30 protein-coding genes are annotated in these 22855 nt (G+C 35.4%); 25 read left to right on the top strand and 5 right to left on the bottom strand.

Going from position 1 to position 22855, the window contains the following annotated elements:
- Positions 1–52: 52 nt before the first annotated feature.
- Positions 53–1330, bottom strand: coding sequence for a replication-associated recombination protein A (locus NNL09_RS01165; RefSeq protein WP_025666440.1), 1278 nt, complete (start codon positions 1328–1330; stop codon positions 53–55).
- 202 nt (positions 1331–1532) lie between these two features.
- Here NNL09_RS01165 and NNL09_RS01160 point away from each other — a divergent pair, with 202 nt between their 5' ends.
- Positions 1533–2276 (top strand): rhomboid family intramembrane serine protease, encoded by a 744-nt coding sequence (locus NNL09_RS01160; protein ID WP_196910662.1) that lies wholly within the window; start codon positions 1533–1535, stop codon positions 2274–2276.
- Between the two features lie 6 nt (positions 2277–2282).
- On the opposite strand, the gene rlmB is transcribed toward NNL09_RS01160, so the two are convergent.
- From rlmB to NNL09_RS01140, 4 genes are all read right to left on the bottom strand, one after another.
- Complete coding sequence (gene rlmB / locus NNL09_RS01155) at positions 2283–3017, bottom strand: 23S rRNA (guanosine(2251)-2'-O)-methyltransferase RlmB (RefSeq protein ID WP_196910661.1); 735 nt, start codon at positions 3015–3017, stop codon at positions 2283–2285.
- Positions 3018–3211: 194 nt separating this feature from the next.
- Positions 3212–4402 carry a hypothetical protein gene (locus tag NNL09_RS01150; protein ID WP_196910660.1) on the bottom strand — a complete coding sequence of 397 codons (1191 nt, stop codon included), beginning with the start codon at positions 4400–4402 and terminating at the stop codon, positions 3212–3214.
- Between the two features lie 478 nt (positions 4403–4880).
- Positions 4881–6275: a SusD/RagB family nutrient-binding outer membrane lipoprotein gene (locus NNL09_RS01145; protein ID WP_196910659.1), complete on the bottom strand. Its 1395-nt coding sequence runs from the start codon at positions 6273–6275 to the stop codon at positions 4881–4883.
- 11 nt (positions 6276–6286) lie between these two features.
- Positions 6287–9466, bottom strand: a complete 3180-nt coding sequence (locus NNL09_RS01140; protein WP_196910658.1) for a SusC/RagA family TonB-linked outer membrane protein — start codon at positions 9464–9466, stop codon at positions 6287–6289.
- Between the two features lie 1034 nt (positions 9467–10500).
- On the opposite strand from NNL09_RS01140, the gene rpsL reads away from it, so the two are divergent.
- The 24 genes from rpsL to rplO all read left to right on the top strand — a co-directional run bounded on the left by rpsL (position 10501) and on the right by rplO (position 22845).
- Complete coding sequence (gene rpsL / locus NNL09_RS01135; protein ID WP_024770883.1) at positions 10501–10875, top strand: 30S ribosomal protein S12; 375 nt, start codon at positions 10501–10503, stop codon at positions 10873–10875.
- A gap of 23 nt (positions 10876–10898) precedes the next feature.
- Positions 10899–11375, top strand: coding sequence for a 30S ribosomal protein S7 (rpsG, locus tag NNL09_RS01130; protein WP_024770882.1), 477 nt, complete (start codon positions 10899–10901; stop codon positions 11373–11375).
- A 10-nt stretch (positions 11376–11385) separates the two neighbouring features.
- The gene (gene fusA / locus NNL09_RS01125; RefSeq protein WP_025666446.1) at positions 11386–13512 is read left to right on the top strand and encodes an elongation factor G; all 2127 of its coding nucleotides are present in this window, start codon (positions 11386–11388) and stop codon (positions 13510–13512) included.
- Positions 13513–13523: 11 nt separating this feature from the next.
- Positions 13524–13829 (top strand): 30S ribosomal protein S10, encoded by a 306-nt coding sequence (gene rpsJ, locus NNL09_RS01120; protein WP_010181931.1) that lies wholly within the window; start codon positions 13524–13526, stop codon positions 13827–13829.
- Between the two features lie 181 nt (positions 13830–14010).
- On the top strand, positions 14011–14628 hold the full coding sequence (rplC, locus tag NNL09_RS01115; RefSeq protein ID WP_025666447.1) for a 50S ribosomal protein L3: 618 nt from the start codon (positions 14011–14013) through the stop codon (positions 14626–14628).
- Positions 14628–15257: a 50S ribosomal protein L4 gene (gene rplD / locus NNL09_RS01110; RefSeq protein ID WP_025666448.1), complete on the top strand. Its 630-nt coding sequence runs from the start codon at positions 14628–14630 to the stop codon at positions 15255–15257. The genes rplC and rplD overlap by 1 nt, the downstream gene beginning before the upstream one ends.
- 5 nt (positions 15258–15262) lie before the next feature.
- A complete protein-coding gene (gene rplW / locus NNL09_RS01105) occupies positions 15263–15553 on the top strand; it encodes a 50S ribosomal protein L23 (protein ID WP_024770878.1) in 291 nt (96 codons plus the stop codon).
- 9 nt (positions 15554–15562) lie between these two features.
- Positions 15563–16387: a 50S ribosomal protein L2 gene (gene rplB / locus NNL09_RS01100; RefSeq protein ID WP_025666449.1), complete on the top strand. Its 825-nt coding sequence runs from the start codon at positions 15563–15565 to the stop codon at positions 16385–16387.
- 6 nt (positions 16388–16393) lie between these two features.
- A complete protein-coding gene (gene rpsS, locus NNL09_RS01095; RefSeq protein ID WP_024770876.1) occupies positions 16394–16672 on the top strand; it encodes a 30S ribosomal protein S19 in 279 nt (92 codons plus the stop codon).
- Between the two features lie 8 nt (positions 16673–16680).
- The gene (gene rplV, locus NNL09_RS01090) at positions 16681–17088 is read left to right on the top strand and encodes a 50S ribosomal protein L22 (RefSeq protein WP_024770875.1); all 408 of its coding nucleotides are present in this window, start codon (positions 16681–16683) and stop codon (positions 17086–17088) included.
- Between the two features lie 8 nt (positions 17089–17096).
- Positions 17097–17822: a 30S ribosomal protein S3 gene (gene rpsC, locus NNL09_RS01085; protein ID WP_025666450.1), complete on the top strand. Its 726-nt coding sequence runs from the start codon at positions 17097–17099 to the stop codon at positions 17820–17822.
- Positions 17823–17842: 20 nt separating this feature from the next.
- Positions 17843–18262 (top strand): 50S ribosomal protein L16, encoded by a 420-nt coding sequence (rplP, locus tag NNL09_RS01080; RefSeq protein ID WP_025666451.1) that lies wholly within the window; start codon positions 17843–17845, stop codon positions 18260–18262.
- Positions 18263–18274: 12 nt separating this feature from the next.
- Positions 18275–18469, top strand: a complete 195-nt coding sequence (gene rpmC / locus NNL09_RS01075) for a 50S ribosomal protein L29 (RefSeq protein WP_025666452.1) — start codon at positions 18275–18277, stop codon at positions 18467–18469.
- 12 nt (positions 18470–18481) lie between these two features.
- Positions 18482–18739: a 30S ribosomal protein S17 gene (gene rpsQ / locus NNL09_RS01070; protein ID WP_025666453.1), complete on the top strand. Its 258-nt coding sequence runs from the start codon at positions 18482–18484 to the stop codon at positions 18737–18739.
- 2 nt (positions 18740–18741) lie between these two features.
- A complete protein-coding gene (rplN, locus tag NNL09_RS01065; RefSeq protein ID WP_024770870.1) occupies positions 18742–19110 on the top strand; it encodes a 50S ribosomal protein L14 in 369 nt (122 codons plus the stop codon).
- 13 nt (positions 19111–19123) lie between these two features.
- On the top strand, positions 19124–19435 hold the full coding sequence (rplX, locus tag NNL09_RS01060) for a 50S ribosomal protein L24 (protein WP_025666454.1): 312 nt from the start codon (positions 19124–19126) through the stop codon (positions 19433–19435).
- Between the two features lie 2 nt (positions 19436–19437).
- A complete protein-coding gene (gene rplE, locus NNL09_RS01055) occupies positions 19438–19989 on the top strand; it encodes a 50S ribosomal protein L5 (protein WP_025666455.1) in 552 nt (183 codons plus the stop codon).
- Between the two features lie 2 nt (positions 19990–19991).
- Positions 19992–20261, top strand: a complete 270-nt coding sequence (gene rpsN, locus NNL09_RS01050; protein WP_025666456.1) for a 30S ribosomal protein S14 — start codon at positions 19992–19994, stop codon at positions 20259–20261.
- Positions 20262–20331: 70 nt separating this feature from the next.
- Positions 20332–20730: a 30S ribosomal protein S8 gene (gene rpsH / locus NNL09_RS01045; protein ID WP_025666457.1), complete on the top strand. Its 399-nt coding sequence runs from the start codon at positions 20332–20334 to the stop codon at positions 20728–20730.
- Between the two features lie 20 nt (positions 20731–20750).
- Positions 20751–21293 carry a 50S ribosomal protein L6 gene (rplF, locus tag NNL09_RS01040; protein WP_196910657.1) on the top strand — a complete coding sequence of 181 codons (543 nt, stop codon included), beginning with the start codon at positions 20751–20753 and terminating at the stop codon, positions 21291–21293.
- Positions 21294–21304: 11 nt separating this feature from the next.
- Positions 21305–21661 carry a 50S ribosomal protein L18 gene (gene rplR, locus NNL09_RS01035; protein ID WP_025666459.1) on the top strand — a complete coding sequence of 119 codons (357 nt, stop codon included), beginning with the start codon at positions 21305–21307 and terminating at the stop codon, positions 21659–21661.
- A gap of 6 nt (positions 21662–21667) precedes the next feature.
- The gene (gene rpsE, locus NNL09_RS01030; protein WP_025666460.1) at positions 21668–22192 is read left to right on the top strand and encodes a 30S ribosomal protein S5; all 525 of its coding nucleotides are present in this window, start codon (positions 21668–21670) and stop codon (positions 22190–22192) included.
- Between the two features lie 11 nt (positions 22193–22203).
- Positions 22204–22383, top strand: coding sequence for a 50S ribosomal protein L30 (gene rpmD / locus NNL09_RS01025; RefSeq protein WP_024770862.1), 180 nt, complete (start codon positions 22204–22206; stop codon positions 22381–22383).
- Between the two features lie 9 nt (positions 22384–22392).
- Positions 22393–22845: a 50S ribosomal protein L15 gene (rplO, locus tag NNL09_RS01020; protein WP_025666461.1), complete on the top strand. Its 453-nt coding sequence runs from the start codon at positions 22393–22395 to the stop codon at positions 22843–22845.
- Positions 22846–22855: the final 10 nt, after the last annotated feature.

Raw genomic sequence — 22855 nt, 5'->3', positions numbered from 1 at the left:
ATCATTCCTTTTTTAAAAGGAAAAATTATACAATGGGGAGATAAAAGAAGAGTTAATACTCATATTTATCTCCCCATCTTGATTTAAGAAATGTTCTAAATGAGTTTTCACGCTGGTTATTTCCCGGGTCATATAATTTTGTGTTGGCAATCTCATCAGGAAGAAATTCTTGTTTTACAAAATTGTCTTTATGATTATGGGCATATTTGTAATCTTCACCATATCCTAATTCTTTCATTAATTTGGTAGGAGCATTTCTTATATGTAATGGAATAGATAAATCTCCTGTTTGTTTTACCAATTGCTGAGCTTTATTTATAGCCATATAAGATGCATTACTTTTAGGTGAAGAAGCAAGATAAACCGTACACTGGCTTAATATAATCCTAGCTTCGGGATAACCAATGGTATTAACGGCCTGAAATGAATTATTTGCTAAAATCAAGGCAGTTGGATTAGCGTTTCCGATATCTTCAGAAGCCAATATAATTAGCCTTCTGGCAATAAATTTAAGATCTTCGCCACCTTCAATCATACGTGCAAGCCAATATACGGCAGCATTAGGGTCGCTTCCTCTAATAGATTTAATAAAAGCAGAGATAATATCATAATGCTGCTCTCCGGTTTTGTCATATCGTACCGTATTTTGTTGTACTAATTTTGAAACCAGGTCATTAGTAATTGTAATAGGTTCCTGATCCTGACTAGAAACTATTAATTCGAAAATATTTAAAAGCTTACGAGCATCTCCACCACTTAACCTTAGTAGAGATTCTGTTTCCTTAAGCACTATTTCTTTAGATTTTAAATGTTCATCTTCTTGCATAGCTCTATTGAGTAATGCTTCTAATTCTTTCTTGCCAAAAGGATTAAGTGTATACACTTGACAACGAGACAAGAGTGCAGGTATGACTTCAAAACTTGGGTTTTCTGTAGTAGCCCCAATAAGGGTAATCCATCCTTTCTCGACTGCACCTAATAAAGAATCTTGTTGTGATTTGCTAAAACGATGAATTTCATCAATAAACAGGATAGGGTTTTTGGCGGTAAACAAACCTCCACTTTGTTTAGCCTTATCTATTACCTCTCTTACTTCTTTAACACCACTGTTAATAGCACTAAGAGTGTAGAAGGGTCTTTCTGATTCGTTAGCGATGATATTGGCTAATGTCGTTTTTCCCACTCCTGGTGGACCCCAAAGTATTAGAGAGGGGATAAGCCCTCTTTTGATTTGCTGGGTCAGAGAACCATCATCACCAATCAGGTGTTCTTGGCTTAGGTACTGTTCTAAGGATGTTGGACGTATTCGTTCTGCAAGTGGTTTGTTCATAAGTGTAAAAATACAAGCTTTTATAGAATTTTGAGCTCAAATATTAGATATGTAATAGATTAAGAAATGTTTTTTCTAAAAACATTTCTTGTAGATAGTATAATTATTATAAATCTACAGACTTAGAATAAAATATAGGATACACCTGACATTTTAACCGAACTTTTTGTTTTGGACTTTTTTTTGATATATTCTTATTACTATGCAAGAAAAAGAGACTCATTTTAAGTTTAATACGGGGGTAGTAGGATATCCATTGTTGTTTGTGTTACTTATTTGGATCGTTTTTTGGTTTGAAATTCGTTTTGACTTAAGTTTCAATCATTTTGGAGTACTTCCTAGAACAATGATTGGATTAAGAGGAATACTATTCTCTCCTTTTATCCATGCCGATATCACCCATTTATGGCATAATACTTTACCATTATTGATTTTATCGGCTGCACTCTTCTTTTTCTATCAAAATAACGCTTGGAAAGTATTATGTATAGGAGTTTTTCTTACGGGCTTTTTAACCTGGTTATTAGGTCGGCCAGCGAATCATATCGGAGCAAGTGGTGTAATTTATATGCTTTTTGGTTTTTTATTTTTTAAAGGGATTTTTGCCAAACACTTTAGATTAATTGCATTATCCTTTGTTGTAGTTTTTATTTACGGAAGCATGGTAATGTATGTACTGCCTATAGACCCTAAAATCTCATGGGAAGGACATTTATCAGGTATACTATCTGGGGCTGTGTTAGCATTTTTTATCAAAAAAGGAGTAGTACGACCAAAAAAATACATCTGGGAATCTGACCATTATGATCCTGAAGAAGATGAATTTCTAAGACATTTTGATGAGAATGGTAATTTTATTGAAAACCTGCCTCAGAAAGATTTGGATGATGAGATTAGTATTATATACGAATATAAACCTAATACAGATAGACCTGAAGAAGAATAATCAGTATTATAGCCTTTGTCTTATAATTTCATATAAAAACACACCACAAGCTACAGATACGTTTAATGAGGCAATATCTCCATACATTGGTAGTTTAGCCTGTTGATCTACCAGTTTTAATACAGATTGAGAAATACCTTTACCTTCACTTCCCATAATGATGGCGGTAGGAATAGTTAGATTTGTATCATAAATAGTGGTGTTGGCTTTTTCTGTAGCAGCTACTATCTGAACACCAGAGCCTTGTAAATAAAACATGGCATCTTTTATATGATCTACCTTGCATATTGGGATCTTGAATACCGCACCAGCAGAAGTTTTTACAGTATCGGCATTAACAGGTGCTCCTCCTTTTTTCTGAATGATAATGCCATGTACACCTGTACATTCTGCAGTTCTGATAATAGCTCCAAAATTACGAACATCAGAAAGTTGATCGAGAATTAAAAATAAAGGAGTTTCTCCAGATTCAATAACATTCATGACAAGATTTTCGAGATCATAAAAATCGATAGGAGAGGTATAGGCAACAGCACCTTGATGATTGCTACGGGTTAATCTGTTCAATTTTTCTACAGGAACATAGTTAATAGTAATATTCTGTTTCCTTACAAGGCTCATTAATTCTTTAGCCAGATCACCATGTAATCCTTTTTGGATAAAAAGCTTATCGATGGTCTTGCCAGACGTTATAGCTTCTATAATTGCTCTGATACCAAAAACTAAGGAATCGTTTTTCATCTGTATATAGTATATTATTGTATAGTAAGGCTATATCTGCCATAACGGTAGATTGGCATTACCTTAATTGTTTGTAGCTTATTTATAGGAGCCAAAGATAGTATAATAGAAATGAGTTTTAGGAATTGTATACAAAAAAAGGATGCGATCAATAGGATCGCATCCTAATATGTAATGTATGGATAAAGAAAGAATTAATCTATGATGCTATTTTCTTTAAATGTTAGAGCAATATCAACATTTGTTCCTGCATTTATCACTGTAATATCACCTACAAGAATAGCTCCATAATGATTTTTTAATACTGGAGTATCTGTGGTTCCGATATTTCTAACAATTTTGTATACATAAATCTCGTCTTTCATAACCTGAACAGAGGTAGAAGGTGTTCCTGCGTCAAAATCAACTTTAGCTTGCTCTACGTCGTTGTATGCGTCATAAAATGATGCACCGGTACCTCCTAGCTTTACATACTGTATGTCTACAGTGTAATTTTCTCCATTAACTGTATTGTTGATAGCTCCAAACCCTTGCGGCCCGACAAAATCAATATCTCCTGCAAAAGTATCATCTTTAGAAATAGAACCAGTTAAGAGGTCAATCTGGTTTTTGGTAAGATCACTATTTAAATTTCCACTTGCACCACCATTAAATGGTTGAGGTGTAATTTCAATTTTAGCTTCTGCTTTATCAGTAAGAGTTCCGCTAGAGACAGTAAAGGAATAAATAAGTACATCTCCTTTTGTAAGGCCATAAGCAATATAATCTTTGTTTTTAAGATCAATTGTCCCTTTGTCAATACTAAAGCCCGTAGAAATATCTGTTTCTGTTCCTGTTTCTCCTTTTCTCCAGGTGACTGTAATGTCATCAATCTTAACTCCAGCGGTAGAAGTAACATATTTGATCAAATTAGTAGACGCACTATCTTTAAATTTTATAGAGGAAACCTTATCGGTTAACGTAATGACTTTTGCTACCGACAGCTTTTGTGCTGTTATTGCAGAGGGAATATTTCCTCCAGAAATATCGTATACCAAATCTAAGTCGAAGCTTCCTGATGAAACTGTTTCTCCTTCTTCTTCGCCCGGAAAAACAAAAGGTAATAGTGATGAAGAATTAAAAGTAGCTGTATTACCCGAAATCACAGCATCTGCAATTTTAGTCGCACCTTTATATACATCAAGATTAGTAACCTGGGCATTTGTAAAACTGTTTATATCAATTTTTAAGTCTTTGTTAATGTCAAATACGGTTATTTCAGTATCAACTAGTTTAACAACCACTCCAGCAGATACCCCTGTAATCCCTCGATCATCATCGCTTGAACACGCTAGCATTGAAATGATAAATAAAGTAATAAGTATGTTTCTTGTTAATGTTTTCATTTAGCTTAATTTTAATTAGAGTTATTTATTTAAAGTATTTGTCTTATAGACTGCCTGCTTCTATATGGTTGCGTAATTTGATGATATAATTGATTTGTTATTTGAATAAAAGTGCTACAAAGAATAAACAAAGCCGACTTTTATAGGTCGGCTTTGTTTGTACAAATACAATGAGTGATTGCTATTCTTTTTTTAGAAATCTAGAATAACTTCTTACCTATTATATACTAATGATTACTTCTATTGCGTATTTTTTTGAAAAGAGTTTATATTCGTAATGAAAGATAATCTTGATTACGTACTATTTGAATCTGTTTTGCTTTTGCATATGAAAATATTTCAAGTATATAAAAGAAGATACTGATAGAGTAAGAGAAGGAGAGGAGATGCTCTAAATATTATGATTGCTATTTTTTCGACAAATAAAAAGAGGCTATCCATTGGATAGCCTCTTTCGAATCTTTATTATTTATTTGACTTAGTTTTTATAAGCCCAAATATCTACGTCTAATAAATGACCTCCTTGCGCAGAAATAGCTGCTTGGAAAGAATCTGGATTAGACACCCTTTCAGAAATTGGATATAACCAACGTCTTGGGATAACACCAGAAGGGTTAAAACCATTTGCTCCATCAGGATTTGCTGTTAAAGCAGGGAATCCAGTTCTTCTATAATCATTCCATACTTCGATAGGAGTGTTACCGTAAAGAGCTTTGTATTTCTCTCCGATAATAGTCTCGATATCAGCATCAAGAGTACCTCCTAATGCTAATGCACCAGTATATGTTGCAATATCAGCTGCAGGTACACCAATAAACTCCATATTTGCAGTTACAGCAGCTACTAATGCAGCTGTACCATCTCCACCTGTACGCTCAAGAGCTTCAGCTTCGATAAATTTTTGTTCTGCATAAGTCATTAACAGACCTGGAGAATCAAATTGTGCCCAGAATAAATCTTCATTAGAACCATCATAAAATAAGAAATCTCCATCATCTTCTGTCATGTATAAATCCTGTCTTGGATCTCCTGTCATAAGTGTAGCAAATTGAGGATCAATGATCATAGTGTTTGGTCTTCCCTGACCAAATAAAGCTAATGCATTACCACCATTTTGAGAATCCTCAAAGTTAAATTGTGCTTGATCTGCATTACTTCCCATCGCATTAGCTATAGCAGCCAATGCCTTTGTTGATGCTTGAGGATCTCTTTTTGTAAGTTGAATAAGGTAACGTGCTTTTAAAGCATTAGCTACTTTAATCCAACCTGCATTACTTAGAGATACTAAACTTCCTTGAATACTTCCAAGAGGATCAGTAGCAGTTAAATCTGTTTCAGCCTCATCTAATAATCTAATTATTTCTGAATATATGAATTCTTGAGTATCATACTTAGGGAATAAATTATCAGCTCCTTGAAAAGCTTCAGAGAAAGGAACGTCACCCCATGAATTGGTTGCCATACCTAAATTCGCTGCAAGATATATTTTTGCAACACCTCTTGTATTTACTCCTTCAGTATCACTAGTTCTGTTTATAATATCTACACAATCTCTCATAGAACCAACATATAGCCCGTTGTTCCAGAAGTTTTCTATATCAGTTTCTCCTATGGCATATGTAGTATATGCTACTTGTTGTGCATCAAAACCGATCCATTGTTGTGTTACGATACCAGACAAACGTCCTAATCCTGCAGTAATATTTCTATGTGATTGTATCTGCATTATAGGCATAACTGCCAATGTAGGTACCGCGTCTCCACTAATTCTTGTAGGATCATCATTTGTGGTACCATACTCACACGAAACCAACATCATCGCTGTTGCCATCATGAGAATAAAAACCTTATTGATTTTATATGTTTTTTTCATTTTTACTTTTTTTAGAAATTAAGTTTAAGTGAAACAGCATAACTTCTTGTATTAGGCTGATTAAAGTAATCTAGACCAATACCATTAGAAGCTCCAGTTAAGTTAGTCTCAGGGTCAACACCAGGATAATCAGTGCTTAACCATAAGTTTCTTCCTGATACAGTAACAGAACCAGAAGAAAGAGGTGTTCCATTTAATAACTTTTCTCCAAAGTTATATGTTAATGAAGCTTCTCTTAGACGAACCCAAGATGCATCATAAACACTATCTTCTCCTACTCCACCAAAACCATATCTTACCCATCTGTTACCACCTAAACCTGCAGCAGGATCTGCTAAAGCAACTTGTTGAGTGTTTGGTTGACCAGTAGATTGTACAACTCCATCAAATACGAAATCAGTAACATTTCTAAGATCAGCAGTCTCTTGACCTACACCAAAGTAATTAACAATACCACAAGTACCACACCATACATCTCCACCTTCTCTAATATCAAATAAGAAACCTAAAGAAAGATTCTTGTAAGAAACAGTGTTCTTAATACCCATTTGCCAATCTGGAATTGGATCACCAATTACACCAGATGTTGGATCAACTATTGGGAAACCATTATCGTCGATAAGTACTTGGCCTGAATCATTTCTTAACCACTTATCTCCAAAGATTGCTCCATAAGATTCTCCAGGAAGTACTCTAGAAGAAACCGAAGTAAATCCAGCTAAAGTAAATGACTCAACTCCAGGAGCAAGTTCAATAACTTTTGACTCATAAGTAGTCCAGTTTACATCAATATTCCAAGAGAAATCATCAGTACGAACAGGTACAAAGTTTGCACCAATTTCAATACCGTTGTTTTCTATTTTACCAGCATTAATATTACGACCATTAAATCCAGCAGACGGAGCTGTATCAACTCCAAATACTTGACCAGTTGTTTCTTTGTCATAATAAGTAATGTCTAATCCTATTCTTGAATTGAAGAATTTTATTTCTCCACCAAATTCTAATTCTGTAGTTTCTTCAGGCTCTATACTAGTACTTCCAGCAGTTCCCGTTCTCTCAAAACCAACAGATCCAAATAATGGGAAATTGTTGTTTCCTATGAAACCATCACCACCAGCAACTCCAGCGTTATAAAAAGTTTGAGTAGCATAGATAGGAGCGTCATTACCAGTTCTACCATAAGAAGCTCTTAATTTTCCATAGTTTACTAGTTCACTTTCAAAAAGCTCACTAAAAACAAAACTAAGACCAGCACTATAAGATAAGAAATCATTGTTATCTTTTGGAAGAGTAGAAGACCAGTCATTTCTAACAGAACCGTTTATAAAAAACATTTCGTTGAAACCAAATTTTGCATCAGCAAAAACTGCGTCTAACTTCTTTCTGAATACAGAGTTAGTTGTAATTTGAGCAGCTGTATTTGATACATCAAAGAATCCAGGTACAGTCATACCATCTCCTTGAACACTTCTTCTTAAGTAATCAGTATTATAATTTTCATATCCAAGTATCGCATTAAACGTAATTGTTTCAGATATGTCTTTATTAAATAATGCCATGAAGTTAGTTGTAATATCTTCATTGAAAATATTATCATCAAATACTCTACCTCCAGGATTGTTAGCAGAATTGATATCTTCTCCAGCTTTTCTTATATCACTATATCTATCATAAGAGTATCTTCCTTGTAAAGTCAACCAATCCAATGGTCTATATTCAAAAGATAATCTACCAGTAAATCTGTTTACATCATCAAATGATGGGTTTTTTGCTACGGTCCAATATGGACTATCGTATACACCAGCTCTATAACTTCTTTGAGTTCCATTAGGTAATTGATAAGCAAGTGGGTTTGAAGCGGCATCTCTACCTGTCAACCCATTACCATTATCAAAAGTAGGAGTAGTTCTTAATAGACCTAACATAATACCAGAGATGTTAGAACCTCTTTGTACTCTTTGTCCACCAGAATTTACAAAAGCACCACTTGCAGAGATTTCAAATTTATCAGAAAGATCTGCTGTTATATCTGCTCTAAAAGATTTTTTTCCAAATTCTTCAGTTGGTGCAACCCCTGTTTGATCTAATTTACCCGCAGATAAATAATATCTTACAGTTTCAGTTCCACCTCTTACAGATACATTCAAGTCAGTTAATAACCCTTTTACAAAAAAGTTATCTACATTATCATACGCTTCTGCCGCACGACCACTTCCTGTTCCTGCAGGTACTAATCTACCAAATCTACTAAAAGAATATGAAGAATCACCATCGAACTCTAAGCTAGAAATTGCTGGACCCCAGCTAAATCCTTCACGAGTCTCAGGTCCTCTGTGAGTAGCAACACCACCTACAGGTCTACCTTGAGCATACTGTTTTTGTAAATCAGGTGTTTGAGTAATCTCACTTACCTGTACAGTTGAGTTGATAGAAACAGTAGGAGCACCACTTTTACCTTTTTTGGTAGTAATTATAACAACACCATTTGCAGCTCTTAAACCATATAATGTTTGTGCAGCAATACCTTTAAGGATAGATATGCTTTCGATATCATTTTGGTTGATATCAATAGCTCTGTTAGAGTTTGCAGTTCCTCCTGTTGCATTACCAACACTTGAATTGTCAATTGGTACACCATCAACAATAAAAAGAGGAGAGTTACTTCTTGTGATAGAAGTATTACCACGAATTCTTATGTTCGCCGATGCTCCAACAGCACCTGAAGACGAAACAACTGAAACCCCAGGAGCTTTCGCTGTTAAGGAACTTACTAAGTTAACCTCTCCAGTGTTTTCAATTTCATCATCTGCAACTGTAGCAATGGCATAACTTAAAGACCTTGGTTTAGCCTTAATACCTCTTGCAGTTACGATAACCTCTTCTAGCTCTGAAGCAGAAGCAGATAATTGAACATTAATTGAGTTACCGTCCCCAATTACTACTTCTTTCGTGTCGAATCCGACATAACTGAAAGAAAGTACTCCTCCCCGATTCGCTTGAAGGGAATAGTTCCCATCAAAATCAGTTTGAGTACCACTTGCTGTATTTTTTACAACAACATTAACCCCAGGAAGAGGTAACCCTTTATCATCGGTCACAGTTCCTGAAACTGTTTTTTCTTGTGCAAAAGTGAATTGCACAACAAACGCTAGTAATAGCGTTAGAATTCCACTAAACTTTGTTCTCATTTTACAATTTATTTGAATTAGCCAGTTCCAAAAATCATAATAATATCTTTATAAAACAACTTTTTGTTATTAAAATTTAAATTGCAGCTATCGTGATGTATCCAAAATTGTTAGGTGTTGCTGTAGGAGGAATGGGAGGTGTTTGTAAGATTTTTATGCTTTTGTTATTATTAAGTATCACATAATGAACAACTTCTTTGGTCGTTTGTAATAAGGAGTTGATATAAGCTTCTTCAGATTTGAACCTTGTTTGAATAGTGATATAAAAATATAAGAGCTTTCTGACATGAGTTCTTGTTTGTGTAAAAAAGCTTTATTTAATTTTGTTTTATAGGGCTAGGTGAGCCGTATGATGTCTTAAAATAGTAGGGGTGTTTTCTATTTGCGATTCTAAAAATAGACAGATATTCTTGTTTTTTAGTGTTTTGAAAAATTATCAAATTCTAAACGCGCATAGTTCTTGGTTTATGTATGCTATAAATTATTTAACGTGTTTTTGGGTGCTAAATAAATAGAATAATGTTGGTTAATTCTCTACTTTCTATTATATATAATGTAGAGGAGTGTTCTTTTGAGTAGCAAACTATAAAAGCTTGGTGTTGTATAGAAGAGTTCTTTTGATTTGGAGGTAATAAGTGTTTAAGTTTGGTTATAGTATATATAAGGATACAAAATATAGGGAGTTTATGTTGCAATTGAATAAGTGTTTTTTTAGACAAAGGATAAGTTGTAGTAATTTAAAGTGTAGCTATTATAAGGTTAGTATGATTAGTTAAATATATACCTTAATATATAATAAGATGTTGTAATCGTATATTATAGTGCTATGTTTGTCTTCAGTTTAAATTAATTCAGAAGTTTTTTGTGGTGGTTTGTTTGGTGAGATTACTGTTTCGCCTTGTTTATTTCGGGTGATATATATAAAGGAATAAAAATTAATCCCTTAGGATTTGATTTGCTCGAAAATATTTCTACCTTTGCAGCCCTTTAAAAGGGATATTTTTTAAATTTTTAATAATAGTGTAAAGCAAATTATGCCAACAATTTCACAATTAGTAAGAAAAGGTAGAGCCAAAATAACTAAGAAGAGTAAATCGGCTGCTTTGGATTCGTGCCCGCAACGCCGCGGTGTTTGTACACGTGTTTATACTACTACACCAAAAAAACCAAATTCAGCTATGCGTAAAGTAGCTCGTGTTAGGTTAACAAATGGTAAAGAAGTAAATGCGTACATCGGTGGTGAAGGTCATAACCTCCAGGAGCACTCGATAGTATTAGTTAGAGGTGGAAGGGTAAAAGATTTACCAGGAGTTAGATATCACATTGTTCGTGGAGCTTTAGACACCGCAGGTGTAGAAGGAAGAACACAACGTAGATCTAAGTACGGTGCTAAACGCCCTAAGAAGTAATCAAAAAACTTTAAGAAGAAGACATGAGAAAAAGAAAGGCTAAAAAAAGACCGATTTTGCCAGATCCACGTTTTAACGATCAATTAGTTACACGTTTTGTGAACATGATGATGTGGGATGGAAAGAAATCGACAGCTTTTAAAATATTCTATGATGCAATTGATATCGTAGAAGAGAAAAAACAAAATGACGAAAAAACGTCTTTAGAAATTTGGAAAGATGCTTTATCTAATGTAATGCCACACGTAGAGGTGCGAAGCCGTCGTGTAGGAGGAGCTACTTTTCAGATTCCTAATCCAATCAGGCCAGATCGTAAAATATCTACTGCTATGAAGTGGTTGATTCAATTTTCACGTAAAAGAAATGAGAAATCTATGGCTCAGAAACTTGCTGCAGAAATTATAGCTGCAGAAAAAGAAGAAGGAGCTGCTGTTAAGAAAAGAGTAGATACTCATAAAATGGCTGAAGCAAATAAAGCATTCTCTCACTTTAGATTTTAATCGTTAAGAAATGGCTAGAGATTTAAAATATACTAGAAATATAGGAATTGCTGCGCATATTGACGCAGGGAAAACTACAACCACCGAACGTATTCTTTATTATACTGGGGTGAGTCATAAAATTGGTGAGGTGCATGATGGTGCAGCCACTATGGACTGGATGGAGCAAGAGCAAGAGCGTGGTATCACGATTACTTCTGCTGCTACAACGTGTGAGTGGAATTTTCCAACAGAAAATGGTAAGCCAGTAGATGATACTAAAGGATATCATTTTAACATAATTGATACTCCGGGTCACGTCGATTTTACCGTAGAGGTAAATCGTTCTTTAAGAGTATTAGATGGATTGGTATTCTTATTTAGTGCTGTTGATGGGGTAGAGCCTCAATCAGAAACAAACTGGAGACTTGCTGATAATTATAAAGTACCAAGAATTGGTTTTGTAAATAAAATGGATCGTCAAGGATCTAACTTTATGGCAGTTTGCCAGCAAGTTAAGGATATGTTAGGATCTAATGCTGTGCCAATTGTAATGAATATTGGTGATGAAGCAGATTTTAAAGGTATTGTAGATTTAGTGAAAAACCGTGCAATTGTATGGCATGATGAAACACAAGGTTCTACATTTGATGTTATTGATATTCCTGAAGATTTAAAGGCTGAAGCTGCAGAATTAAGAGGTAAGCTTATTGAAGAAGTTGCTGCTTATGATGAAAATCTTTTAGAGAAATTCATGGAAGATGAAGATTCAATTACAGAAGAAGAAGTGCATGCTGCGCTTAGAGCTGCTGTAATGGATATGTCTATTATTCCTATGATTTGTGGATCTGCATTTAAAAATAAAGGAGTACAGTTTCTTTTAGATGCTGTATGTCGTTATTTGCCTTCTCCAACAGATAAAGAAGGTATTGTAGGTGTAAATCCTAATACTGATAAGGAAGAATTACGTAAGCCAGATGTAAAAGAACCATTTTCTGCTTTAGCATTTAAAATTGCTACAGATCCTTTTGTAGGACGTTTAGCATTCTTTAGAGCATATTCTGGTCGTTTGGATGCGGGATCATATATCTTGAATAACCGTTCGGGTAAAAAAGAGCGTATTTCTCGTATTTATCAAATGCACTCTAATAAGCAAAATGCAATTGAGTATATCGAAGCAGGAGATATTGGAGCAGCAGTAGGATTTAAAGATATCAAGACTGGTGATACTATGTCTGATGAAAAGAATCCTATCGTTTTAGAATCTATGGATTTCCCTGATCCGGTAATCGGTATTGCAGTTGAGCCTAAGACTAAAGCAGATGTTGATAAATTAGGTATGTCTTTGGCTAAATTAGCAGAAGAAGATCCAACATTTACAGTTAGAACAGATGAGGCTTCAGGACAGACGATTATTTCTGGAATGGGTGAGCTTCACTTAGATATTATTGTTGACCGTTTAAGACGTGAATTCAAAGTTGAAGTAAATCAAGGTCAGCCACAAGTAGAGTACAAAGAGGCTATTACTCAGGCAGCTGACCATAGAGAGGTTTATAAGAAGCAATCTGGAGGTCGAGGTAAATTCGCAGATATTGTATTTACGATTGAGCCAGCAGACGAAGGACAAGTAGGGCTTCAGTTTGAGTCTACGATTAAAGGAGGTAATGTTCCTAAGGAATTTATCCCTTCTATTGAAAAAGGATTCAAAATGGCTATGGTAAATGGTCCATTAGCTGGATATGAGGTTGATGCTATGAAAGTAACATTGAAAGATGGTTCTTATCACGATGTGGATTCTGATCAATTATCTTTCGAATTAGCTGCTAAATTAGGTTTTAAAAATTCAGCGAAAGCTGCTAAAGCCGTAATTATGGAGCCGATTATGAAATTGGAAGTTATTACGCCAGAAGAAAATATGGGTGATATCGTAGGAGATCTTAATCGTCGTAGAGGACAAGTAAGTGATATGGGTGATCGTGCTGGTGCAAAAACTGTAAAAGCAACTGTTCCACTTTCTGAAATGTTTGGATATGTAACTACATTAAGAACATTGTCATCTGGTAGAGCAACATCAACAATGGAATTTTCTCACTATGCTGAAACTCCTTCTAATATCTCGGAAGAAGTAATTGCAGCTGCAAAAGGAGTTAACGCTTAATTATTACAGAAATGAGTCAAAAAATCAGAATAAAACTAAAATCTTACGATCATAACTTAGTAGATAAATCTGCTGAGAAAATCGTAAAGACGGTAAAGAGTACGGGAGCTGTAGTAACTGGGCCAATTCCTTTGCCAACACATAAGAAAATTTTTACGGTGCTTCGTTCTCCACACGTAAACAAAAAATCCAGAGAGCAATTTCAATTAAGTTCTTATAAAAGACTTTTGGATATTTATAGCTCTTCTTCAAAAACGATCGATGCGTTAATGAAGTTGGAATTACCAAGTGGAGTAGAGGTTGAAATCAAAGTGTGATAGAACCTTGGTTTCGTAAGTGCACCTTACGATAAAATGTCCCGAGCTGTATGCGAGGGAAAAACGGCAAAAAAATACATTCAGGGTTGAACGTGTTTTGACCCTGTTTTTTTGCAAAAGAGTAAAAGAATTGAAAGTAATTTCAATATATAATAAGTAAATCATTAATAAATAATTAAATATGTCTGGGTTAATAGGAAAAAAGATCGGCATGACCAGCATCTTCGATGAAAATGGAAAGAATATTCCATGTACAGTAATCGAAGCTGGACCATGTGTGGTTACCCAAGTCAGAACTGAAGAAGTTGACGGTTATGAAGCTGTTCAGCTAGGTTTCGATGACAAAGCAGACAAAAATGCTACTAAAGCGGCGTTAGGTCACTTTAAAAAAGCAGGAACTGTTGCTAAACGTAAAGTTGTCGAATTCAAAGGTTTTGAGGAGGAGTACAAATTAGGAGATACAGTAACTGTTGAGCACTTTGCCGAAGGAGAATTTGTTGATGTATCAGCAACTTCAAAAGGAAAAGGTTTTCAAGGGGTAGTAAAGAGACACAATTTTGGTGGTGTTGGTCAAGCAACTCATGGTCAGCATAACCGTTTAAGAGCCCCGGGTTCTATTGGTGCTGCATCATATCCTGCAAGAGTTTTCAAAGGAATGAAAATGGCAGGTAGAATGGGTGGAGAAAAAGTAAAAGTTCAAAACTTAAGAGTGTTAAAAGTAGTTCCTGAAAAGAATATACTTGTTGTTAAAGGATGTGTTCCTGGACATAAAAACGCTTATGTAACGATTCAGAAGTAATGAAAGTAGCGGTAATTGATATAAACGGAAAAGAAACAGGAAGAAAGGCAGACCTTTCTGATGCTGTTTTTGGTATAGAACCAAATGATCATGCTGTATACTTAGATGTGAAGCAATACTTGGCTAATCAACGTCAAGGTACTCATAAAGCTAAGGAACGTGCAGAAATTGTAGGTAGTACTAGAAAGATAAAGAAGCAAAAAGGGACAGGTACCGCGAGAGCTGGTAGTATAAAGTCTCCTATATTTAAAGGTGGAGGTAGAGTTTTTGGTCCTAGACCACGTAGCTACTCTTTTAAATTAAATAAGAACTTAAAGAGATTAGCACGTAAATCTGCGTTAAGTATTAAGGCGAATGACAAAGCAATAACAGTGATCGAAGACTTTACTTTTGATACTGTAAAAACTAAGAATTTTACTGCAGTTTTAAAGTCTTTAGGACTTGAAAACAAAAAATCTTTGTTTGTGTTGGCAGAGTCGAATAAAAATGTATATTTGTCGTCACGCAATTTGAAAAGTTCAGAAGTTATAACTTCTTCAGAATTAAGTACTTACAAAATACTTAATGCGAATAATGTTGTACTTTTGGAAAGTTCTTTGAAAGGAATTGAAACGAATTTAAGTAAATAGAAGCCATGAGTATCTTAATAAAACCTATTATTACAGAAAAGGCTACTGCAGATAGTGAAGTGTTTAACCGCTATGGTTTTGTAGTAGATAAGAAAGCGAATAAGGTAGAGATCAAGAAAGCAGTTGAAGCTGCTTATGGTGTATCTGTTACTAAAGTTCGAACAATAAATGTCCGTCCAGACCGTAATACTCGTTATACAAAAACAGGTATGGTTACTGGTAAAACAAGTGCTTATAAAAAAGCAATTGTACAGGTGGCGGAAGGTGAAGTAATTGATTTATATAGTAATCTTTAAGACTAGAAAATGTCAGTAAGAAAATTAAAGCCAATTACCCCAGGTCAGCGTTTTAGAGTAGTAAATGGATTTGACGCCATTACTACTGATAAGCCGGAAAAAAGCCTATTGGCTCCGAAAAAAAGATCTGGAGGTAGAAACAGTCAAGGAAAAATGACTATGCGCTACAAAGGTGGTGGTCATAAAAGAAGGTATCGTATCATTGATTTTAAACGTGATAAGCAAGGAATTCCTGCTACCGTAGCAACAATAGAATACGATCCAAACAGAACTGCATTTATAGCGTTGCTAAATTACCAAGATGGTGAGAAGCGCTATGTTATCGCTCAAAATGGTTTACAGGTAGGTCAGAATGTCGTTTCTGGAAGCAATGTAGCTCCAGAAATCGGTAATGCTATGCCACTTAGTGATATTCCACTAGGTACAATCATTTCTTGTATAGAATTACGTCCAGGTCAAGGTGCTGTTATGGCTCGTAGTGCTGGATCATTCGCTCAGCTTATGGCTAGAGATGGTAAATTTGCTACGGTAAAATTGCCTTCTGGTGAAGTGAGAATGATATTGGTTAACTGTATGGCTACTATAGGTGCTATATCTAATAGTGATCATCAATTGATCGTAGGAGGTAAAGCCGGTAGAACAAGATGGTTAGGTCGTCGTCCTCGTACAAGACCAGTAGCGATGAACCCTGTTGATCACCCAATGGGTGGTGGAGAAGGACGCTCTTCTGGAGGTCATCCACGTTCTAGAAAAGGTCTTCCTGCAAAAGGATTTAGAACCCGTTCTAAGACGAAAGCGAGTAATAAGTATATTGTAGAACGTAGAAAGAAATAATAAGATATGGCACGTTCATTAAAAAAAGGACCTTACGTTCACTATAAGTTAGAGAAAAAAGTAGCTGCAAATGTAGAAGCTAATAAAAAGTCTGTTATTAAGACTTGGTCTAGAGCATCTATGATTACTCCTGACTTTGTAGGGCAAACAATTGCAGTTCATAATGGTCGCCAGTTTGTACCGGTATATATTACCGAGAATATGGTAGGTCATAAATTAGGAGAATTTTCGCCAACACGTTCCTTTAGAGGACACGCTGGTGCTAAAAATAAAGGTAAAAAATAATTTAAGTCATGGGAGTTCGTAAAAGAGAAATGGCAGAAAGAATTAAGGAAGAGAAAAAGCAAATCGCTTTTGCTAAACTTAATAACTGCCCTACGTCACCTCGTAAGATGCGTTTAGTAGCGGATTTAGTTCGTGGTGTAAAAGTTGAAAAGGCGCTTCATATTCTTAGATTTAACCCTAAAGAAGCATCACGTCGTTTAGAAAAGTTATTGCTTTCGGCAATAGCAAACTGGCAGGCGAAAAATGAAGACGCTAGCATCGAAGATGCAGATCTTTTTGTAAAAGAGATTCGTGTAGATGGAGGAAGTATGTTAAAAAGACTTCGTCCTGCTCCACAGGGTCGTGCACACAGAATAAGAAAACGCTCTAACCACGTAACAATAGTGGTTGCAGCAAACAATAATACACAAAGCTAATATAAACTATGGGACAGAAGACAAATCCAATCGGAAATCGCCTTGGTATTATCAGAGGATGGGAATCTAACTGGTACGGAGGTAATGACTACGGTGATAAACTTGCCGAAGACGATAAGATTAGAAAGTATGTACACGCACGTTTATCAAAAGCTAGTGTATCTAGAGTAATTATTGAGCGTACGCTTAAACTTGTAACCGTTACTATCACTACTGCTAGACCTGGTATTATTATCGGAAAAGGTGGTCAAGAGGTAGACAAGTTAAAAGAAGAGCTTAAGAAAATTACTGAAAAGGAAGTTCAGATCAATATTTTTGAAATCAAAAGACCAGAACTTGATGCATTTTTGGTAGGATCGAGTGTTGCAAGACAAATCGAAAGCCGTATCTCATATCGTCGTGCTATTAAAATGGCTATCGCGGCAGCAATGAGAATGAATGCAGAAGGTATCAAAATCCAGATTTCAGGACGTTTGAACGGTGCAGAAATGGCACGTACAGAGTCTTATAAAGAAGGTCGTATTCCTTTATCAACATTTAGAGCTGACATAGATTATGCTTTGGTAGAATCACACACTACTTATGGTAGATTGGGTGTTAAAGTATGGATTATGAAAGGCGAAGTATATGGTAAAAGAGAGCTTTCTCCTTTGGTTGGTTTATCCAAAAAACAAGGAAAAGGTGACAGAGGTGGACGAAGTGGAGGTAATAACAAATCACGTCGTAGAAAGTAATTTTTTAAAGTAAATTAACAATGTTACAGCCTAAAAGAACAAAATTCCGTAAGCAACAAAAAGGACGTATGAAAGGTCTTTCTCAAAGAGGACACACACTTTCTAATGGTACTTTCGGAATCAAATCATTAGATTCAAGTTTTGTTACTGCTAGACAAATAGAAGCAGCTCGTATTTCTGCTACTCGTTATATGAAGAGAGAAGGTTCTCTGTGGATTAAAATTTTCCCAGACAAGCCTATAACTAAGAAACCTCTTGAAGTACGTATGGGTAAAGGAAAAGGTGCTGTCGAGTATTGGGCAGCAGTAGTAAAACCAGGAAGAATATTATTTGAAATAAGCGGAGTGCCTTATGACGTAGCTAAAGAAGCTTTACGTCTGGCAGCTCAGAAGCTTCCTGTAAAAACTAAGTTTATAGTAGCTAGAGATTATCAAGCTTAATATTTGAGGATTATGAAACAATCAGAAGTAAAAGAATTATCTACAGCTGAATTACAAGAGGAGCTTGGTAAATCTCAAAAAGCGTATTCAGATTTAAGAATGGCTCACGCTATGTCTCCATTAGAAAACCCTTTACAATTACGTAAAGTAAGAAGATCTATTGCGAGAATGGCTACAGAGCTAACAAAAAGAGAATTAAACGGTTAATTCTGCTGAAAGATGGAAAAAAGAAATTTAAGAAAAGAGCGTATAGGAGTTGTTACTAGTAACAAAATGCAGAAATCCATTGTGGTTGCTGAAGTTAAAAAAGTAAAACATCCTATGTACGGAAAATTCGTGTTAAAAACGAAAAAATACGTTGCACACGACGAGAAAAACGACTGCAATATTGGTGATACTGTAAAGATCATGGAAACAAGACCTTTGAGTAAAACCAAATGCTGGAGATTAGTAGAAGTAATTGAAAGAGCGAAGTAATTATGGTACAACAAGAGTCTAGATTAAAAGTAGCCGATAACACAGGTGGAAAAGAAGTTTTAGTCATTCGTGTTTTAGGTGGTACAAAAAGAAGATACGCCTCTGTAGGAGACAAAATAGTTGTCAGTGTAAAAGAAGCAACTCCAAATGGAAACATTAAAAAAGGAGCAGTTTCTACTGCAGTTGTAGTTCGTACCAAAAAAGAAGTGCGTAGACCAGACGGTTCTTATATCCGTTTTGATGATAACGCGTGTGTTCTATTAACTCCTACGGGAGAAATGAGAGGAACACGTGTATTTGGTCCAGTAGCAAGAGAACTTCGTGATAAGCAATTCATGAAGATTGTTTCACTAGCGCCAGAAGTGCTTTAAAACATTTGTGAAGATGACAAAGCTAAAAATAAAGTCAGGAGATACAGTGCGAGTTATCGCTGGAGACAACAAAGGTCAAGAGGGAACTGTGCAAAAAGTATTGAAAGATAAGAACAAGGCAATTGTAGAAGGTGTGAACTTAGTGTCAAAACACCAAAAGCCTAGTGCTACAAACCCACAAGGTGGTATTGTAAAACAAGAAGCACCTATTCATATTTCTAACTTATCATTGTTAACCGCTAAAGGTGAAACAACAAGAATAGGATATAGAATAGAAGGAGATAAGAAAGTGAGATTTTCTAAAAAATCTAATGAAGTAATATAGTTATGGCTTATATCCCAAGATTAAAACAAGAGTATAAAGACAGAGTAGTGTCTGCTCTTACAGAAGAATTCAGCTATGATAATGTAATGCAAGTACCAAAGCTTAAAAAAATAGTTTTAAGTAGAGGTGTTGGAGCAGCAGTAGCTGATAAAAAGTTAATCGACTATGCAGTAGACGAATTAACAAATATAACAGGTCAGAAAGCTATAGCAACAATTTCTAAAAAGGATGTTGCTTCTTTCAAATTACGTAAAGGAATGCCAATTGGAGCAAAAGTTACGTTAAGAGGAGAAAGAATGTACGAATTTTTAGATCGTCTTATTACTTCAGCTTTACCACGTGTTAGAGATTTTAACGGAATTAAAGCTACAGGTTTTGATGGTAGAGGTAATTACTCATTAGGTGTTCTTGAGCAGATTATTTTTCCTGAGATTGATATCGATAAAGTAAATAAGATTTCAGGAATGAACATTACTTTCGAAACTTCGGCAAAAACCGATAAAGAAGCAAAATCATTGTTAACCGAACTAGGATTACCTTTTAAAAAGAATTAATTATGGCTAAAGAATCAATGAAAGCCCGTGAGGTGAAGAGAGCAAAAACTGTAGCAAAGTATGCTGAAAAACGTAAAGCTTTAAAAGAAGCTGGAGATTATGAAGCATTACAGAAGTTGCCTAAAAATGCTTCGCCAATTCGTAAGCATAATCGTTGTAAGTTAACAGGAAGACCAAAAGGATATATGCGTCAGTTTGGGATTTCTCGTGTAACATTCAGAGAGATGGCGAACAAAGGATTAATTCCGGGAGTAACAAAAGCTAGTTGGTAATAATAAAGTAAATTAATTGGTTTAAGGTTCAATTAAAAATATTGAAAACCAAAACCATAAATTATAAACAATGAATACAGATCCTATAGCAGATTATTTAACCAGAATTCGTAATGCAAATAGTGCTCAACATAGAGTAGTTGAGATTCCTGCATCGAAGGTTAAAAAAGAGATCACTAAAATATTATTCGATCAAGGATATATTTTAAGTTATAAATTTGAAGATAATACAACACAAGGTACTATCAAAATAGCACTTAAATACGATAAAATAACTAAAGAACCAGTTATTAAAGAATTGCAAAGAATCAGTAAGCCAGGTTTACGTAAGTATGCAGGGTCTAATGATATCCCAAGAATTCTTAATGGATTAGGTGTTGCAATAGTCTCTACTTCTCATGGTGTAATGACCGGTAAACGTGCAAAGCAAGAGAATGTAGGTGGTGAAGTACTTTGCTACGTATATTAACAGTATAAAAGACAAAAGAAATGTCAAGAATAGGAAAAAATCCAGTAACTATTCCGTCTGGTGTCACTGTTGAAGTGACAGGTAATGTTGTTACTGTTAAAGGAAAATTAGGAGAGCTTTCTCAGGAAATCGATAGTATCGGTGTGAAAGTCGAAGAGGGCCAGGTAGTTCTAGAAAGACCTAGCGAAGCCAAAGATCATAAAGCAAAGCATGGTTTATATAGAGCTTTGATTAATAATATGGTTAATGGAGTTTCTGAAGGATTTACTAAAGAGTTAGAATTGGTAGGAGTTGGTTATAGAGCTTCTAATCAGGGTCAGAAATTAGATTTGGCTTTGGGATTCTCTCATAATATAGTTTTAGACGTAGCGCCAGAAGTTAAGGTCGAAACTATTTCAGAAAAAGGTAAAAACCCTATCGTAAAATTAACTTCTCATGATAAGCAATTGGTGGGTCAGATAGCAGCTAAAATTAGAGGCTTCCGTAAACCAGAACCTTATAAAGGGAAGGGAATCAAATTCGTAGGAGAACAATTAAGAAGAAAAGCAGGTAAATCTGCATAATAACTAACGTTATGGCATTCTCAAAAGATTTAAGAAGATTAAAGATAAGAAAGCGTATCCGCGGTAATGTAAGCGGTACAGAACAACGTCCTAGATTATCTGTTTTTAGAAGTAATAAAGAAATCTATGCTCAAGTCATAGATGATGTAACTGGTAAAACCATCAGTGCTGCTTCTTCAAGAGATAAAGACATTGCTTCAGCAAAAGGAAGTAAGATAGAAAAAGCAAACTTAGTAGGAAAAGCGCTTGCTGAAAAAGCTAAGAAAGCTGGTGTAGAAACAGTATCCTTTGATAGAGGAGGATATTTGTATCACGGTAGAGTAAAATCATTAGCAGACGGTGCTAGAGAAGCAGGACTTAAATTCTAAGAAAATATGTATCAAAAATATAAAAACGCAGAATTAGTAAAACCAAGCGGACTTGAACTTAAAGATCGTTTAGTTGGTGTACAACGTGTAACTAAGGTAACTAAAGGTGGTAGAGCATTTGGTTTCTCGGCTATAGTTGTTGTAGGTGACGAAAACGGTGTTGTAGGTCACGGTTTAGGTAAGTCTAAAGAGGTAGCAGAAGCTATCGCTAAGGCAGTAGAAGATGCAAAAAAGAATTTGGTTCGTATTCCATTACATAAAGGTACATTACCTCATGAACAAAAAGGTAAGTACGGTGGTGCAAGAGTTTTACTCTTACCTGCTGCTACAGGTACCGGGGTAATTGCTGGTGGAGCAATCCGTGCAGTATTAGAATCTGTAGGGGTGCATGATGTACTTTCTAAAAACCAAGGATCGTCTAACCCACACAATGTGGTGAAAGCAACGTTTGATGCTTTGTTACAATTGCGTAGTGCGCAACAAGTAGCAACTCAACGTGGAGTTTCACTAGAGAAAGTGTTTAAAGGATAAATTCAGGAACGATGGCAAAGATTAAAATTACTAAAGTAAAAAGTGCGATTAACCGTACTCAGAGACAGAAGAGAACCCTAGAGGCTCTAGGTCTTAAAAAGATCGGCCAGGTTGTGGAGCATGAAGATACTCCTAATATCCTTGGGATGGTAAATAAAGTTAAACATTTAGTTTCGATAGAAACAAAATAATAAAAGCACATGGATTTAAGTAACTTAAAACCTGCTGCAGGTTCGGTAAAAAATAATAGCAAACGAGTAGGTCGTGGACAAGGTTCTGGAAAGGGAGGAACTGCTACTCGTGGACATAAAGGAGCAAAATCACGTTCTGGATATTCTAAAAAGATAGGTTTTGAAGGTGGGCAAATGCCACTTCAAAGACGTGTGCCAAAATTTGGTTTTAAAAACATCAACAGAAAAGAGTATCAAGGGATTAATTTAGACACACTACAAAAATTAGTAGATGATGGTAAAATTAAAGATACTGTTGATCTGGATGTGATTTTAACTACACGTTTGGCGGGGAAAAATGATTTGGTTAAAATATTGGGAAGAGGTGAACTGAAAGCAAAATTAAAAGTTTCAGCTCACAAATTTACAGCCACTGCAAAAGCTGCTATAGAAGCAGCAGGTGGTGAAGCAGTAACCTTATAATAGACAATTC

This window comes from Aquimarina sp. EL_43 (genome assembly GCF_943422735.1).
GTDB lineage: Bacteria > Bacteroidota > Bacteroidia > Flavobacteriales > Flavobacteriaceae > Aquimarina > Aquimarina megaterium.
Note: the sequence above shows the minus strand (reverse complement) of the source record. Positions and strands in the feature narration are given on the sequence as shown.

Excerpts from the sequence above, each read along its gene's own strand:
- NNL09_RS01165 (WP_025666440.1), bottom strand. The coding sequence starts at position 1,330 with ATGAACAAACCACTTGCAGAACGAATACGTCCAACATCCTTAGAACAG.
- NNL09_RS01160 (WP_196910662.1), top strand. The coding sequence starts at position 1,533 with ATGCAAGAAAAAGAGACTCATTTTAAGTTTAATACGGGGGTAGTAGGA.
- rlmB (WP_196910661.1), bottom strand. The coding sequence starts at position 3,017 with ATGAAAAACGATTCCTTAGTTTTTGGTATCAGAGCAATTATAGAAGCT.
- NNL09_RS01150 (WP_196910660.1), bottom strand. The coding sequence starts at position 4,402 with ATGAAAACATTAACAAGAAACATACTTATTACTTTATTTATCATTTCA.
- NNL09_RS01145 (WP_196910659.1), bottom strand. The coding sequence starts at position 6,275 with ATGAAAAAAACATATAAAATCAATAAGGTTTTTATTCTCATGATGGCA.
- NNL09_RS01140 (WP_196910658.1), bottom strand. The coding sequence starts at position 9,466 with ATGAGAACAAAGTTTAGTGGAATTCTAACGCTATTACTAGCGTTTGTT.
- rpsL (WP_024770883.1), top strand. The coding sequence starts at position 10,501 with ATGCCAACAATTTCACAATTAGTAAGAAAAGGTAGAGCCAAAATAACT.
- rpsG (WP_024770882.1), top strand. The coding sequence starts at position 10,899 with ATGAGAAAAAGAAAGGCTAAAAAAAGACCGATTTTGCCAGATCCACGT.
- fusA (WP_025666446.1), top strand. The coding sequence starts at position 11,386 with ATGGCTAGAGATTTAAAATATACTAGAAATATAGGAATTGCTGCGCAT.
- rpsJ (WP_010181931.1), top strand. The coding sequence starts at position 13,524 with ATGAGTCAAAAAATCAGAATAAAACTAAAATCTTACGATCATAACTTA.
- rplC (WP_025666447.1), top strand. The coding sequence starts at position 14,011 with ATGTCTGGGTTAATAGGAAAAAAGATCGGCATGACCAGCATCTTCGAT.
- rplD (WP_025666448.1), top strand. The coding sequence starts at position 14,628 with ATGAAAGTAGCGGTAATTGATATAAACGGAAAAGAAACAGGAAGAAAG.
- rplW (WP_024770878.1), top strand. The coding sequence starts at position 15,263 with ATGAGTATCTTAATAAAACCTATTATTACAGAAAAGGCTACTGCAGAT.
- rplB (WP_025666449.1), top strand. The coding sequence starts at position 15,563 with ATGTCAGTAAGAAAATTAAAGCCAATTACCCCAGGTCAGCGTTTTAGA.
- rpsS (WP_024770876.1), top strand. The coding sequence starts at position 16,394 with ATGGCACGTTCATTAAAAAAAGGACCTTACGTTCACTATAAGTTAGAG.
- rplV (WP_024770875.1), top strand. The coding sequence starts at position 16,681 with ATGGGAGTTCGTAAAAGAGAAATGGCAGAAAGAATTAAGGAAGAGAAA.
- rpsC (WP_025666450.1), top strand. The coding sequence starts at position 17,097 with ATGGGACAGAAGACAAATCCAATCGGAAATCGCCTTGGTATTATCAGA.
- rplP (WP_025666451.1), top strand. The coding sequence starts at position 17,843 with ATGTTACAGCCTAAAAGAACAAAATTCCGTAAGCAACAAAAAGGACGT.
- rpmC (WP_025666452.1), top strand. The coding sequence starts at position 18,275 with ATGAAACAATCAGAAGTAAAAGAATTATCTACAGCTGAATTACAAGAG.
- rpsQ (WP_025666453.1), top strand. The coding sequence starts at position 18,482 with ATGGAAAAAAGAAATTTAAGAAAAGAGCGTATAGGAGTTGTTACTAGT.
- rplN (WP_024770870.1), top strand. The coding sequence starts at position 18,742 with ATGGTACAACAAGAGTCTAGATTAAAAGTAGCCGATAACACAGGTGGA.
- rplX (WP_025666454.1), top strand. The coding sequence starts at position 19,124 with ATGACAAAGCTAAAAATAAAGTCAGGAGATACAGTGCGAGTTATCGCT.
- rplE (WP_025666455.1), top strand. The coding sequence starts at position 19,438 with ATGGCTTATATCCCAAGATTAAAACAAGAGTATAAAGACAGAGTAGTG.
- rpsN (WP_025666456.1), top strand. The coding sequence starts at position 19,992 with ATGGCTAAAGAATCAATGAAAGCCCGTGAGGTGAAGAGAGCAAAAACT.
- rpsH (WP_025666457.1), top strand. The coding sequence starts at position 20,332 with ATGAATACAGATCCTATAGCAGATTATTTAACCAGAATTCGTAATGCA.
- rplF (WP_196910657.1), top strand. The coding sequence starts at position 20,751 with ATGTCAAGAATAGGAAAAAATCCAGTAACTATTCCGTCTGGTGTCACT.
- rplR (WP_025666459.1), top strand. The coding sequence starts at position 21,305 with ATGGCATTCTCAAAAGATTTAAGAAGATTAAAGATAAGAAAGCGTATC.
- rpsE (WP_025666460.1), top strand. The coding sequence starts at position 21,668 with ATGTATCAAAAATATAAAAACGCAGAATTAGTAAAACCAAGCGGACTT.
- rpmD (WP_024770862.1), top strand. The coding sequence starts at position 22,204 with ATGGCAAAGATTAAAATTACTAAAGTAAAAAGTGCGATTAACCGTACT.
- rplO (WP_025666461.1), top strand. The coding sequence starts at position 22,393 with ATGGATTTAAGTAACTTAAAACCTGCTGCAGGTTCGGTAAAAAATAAT.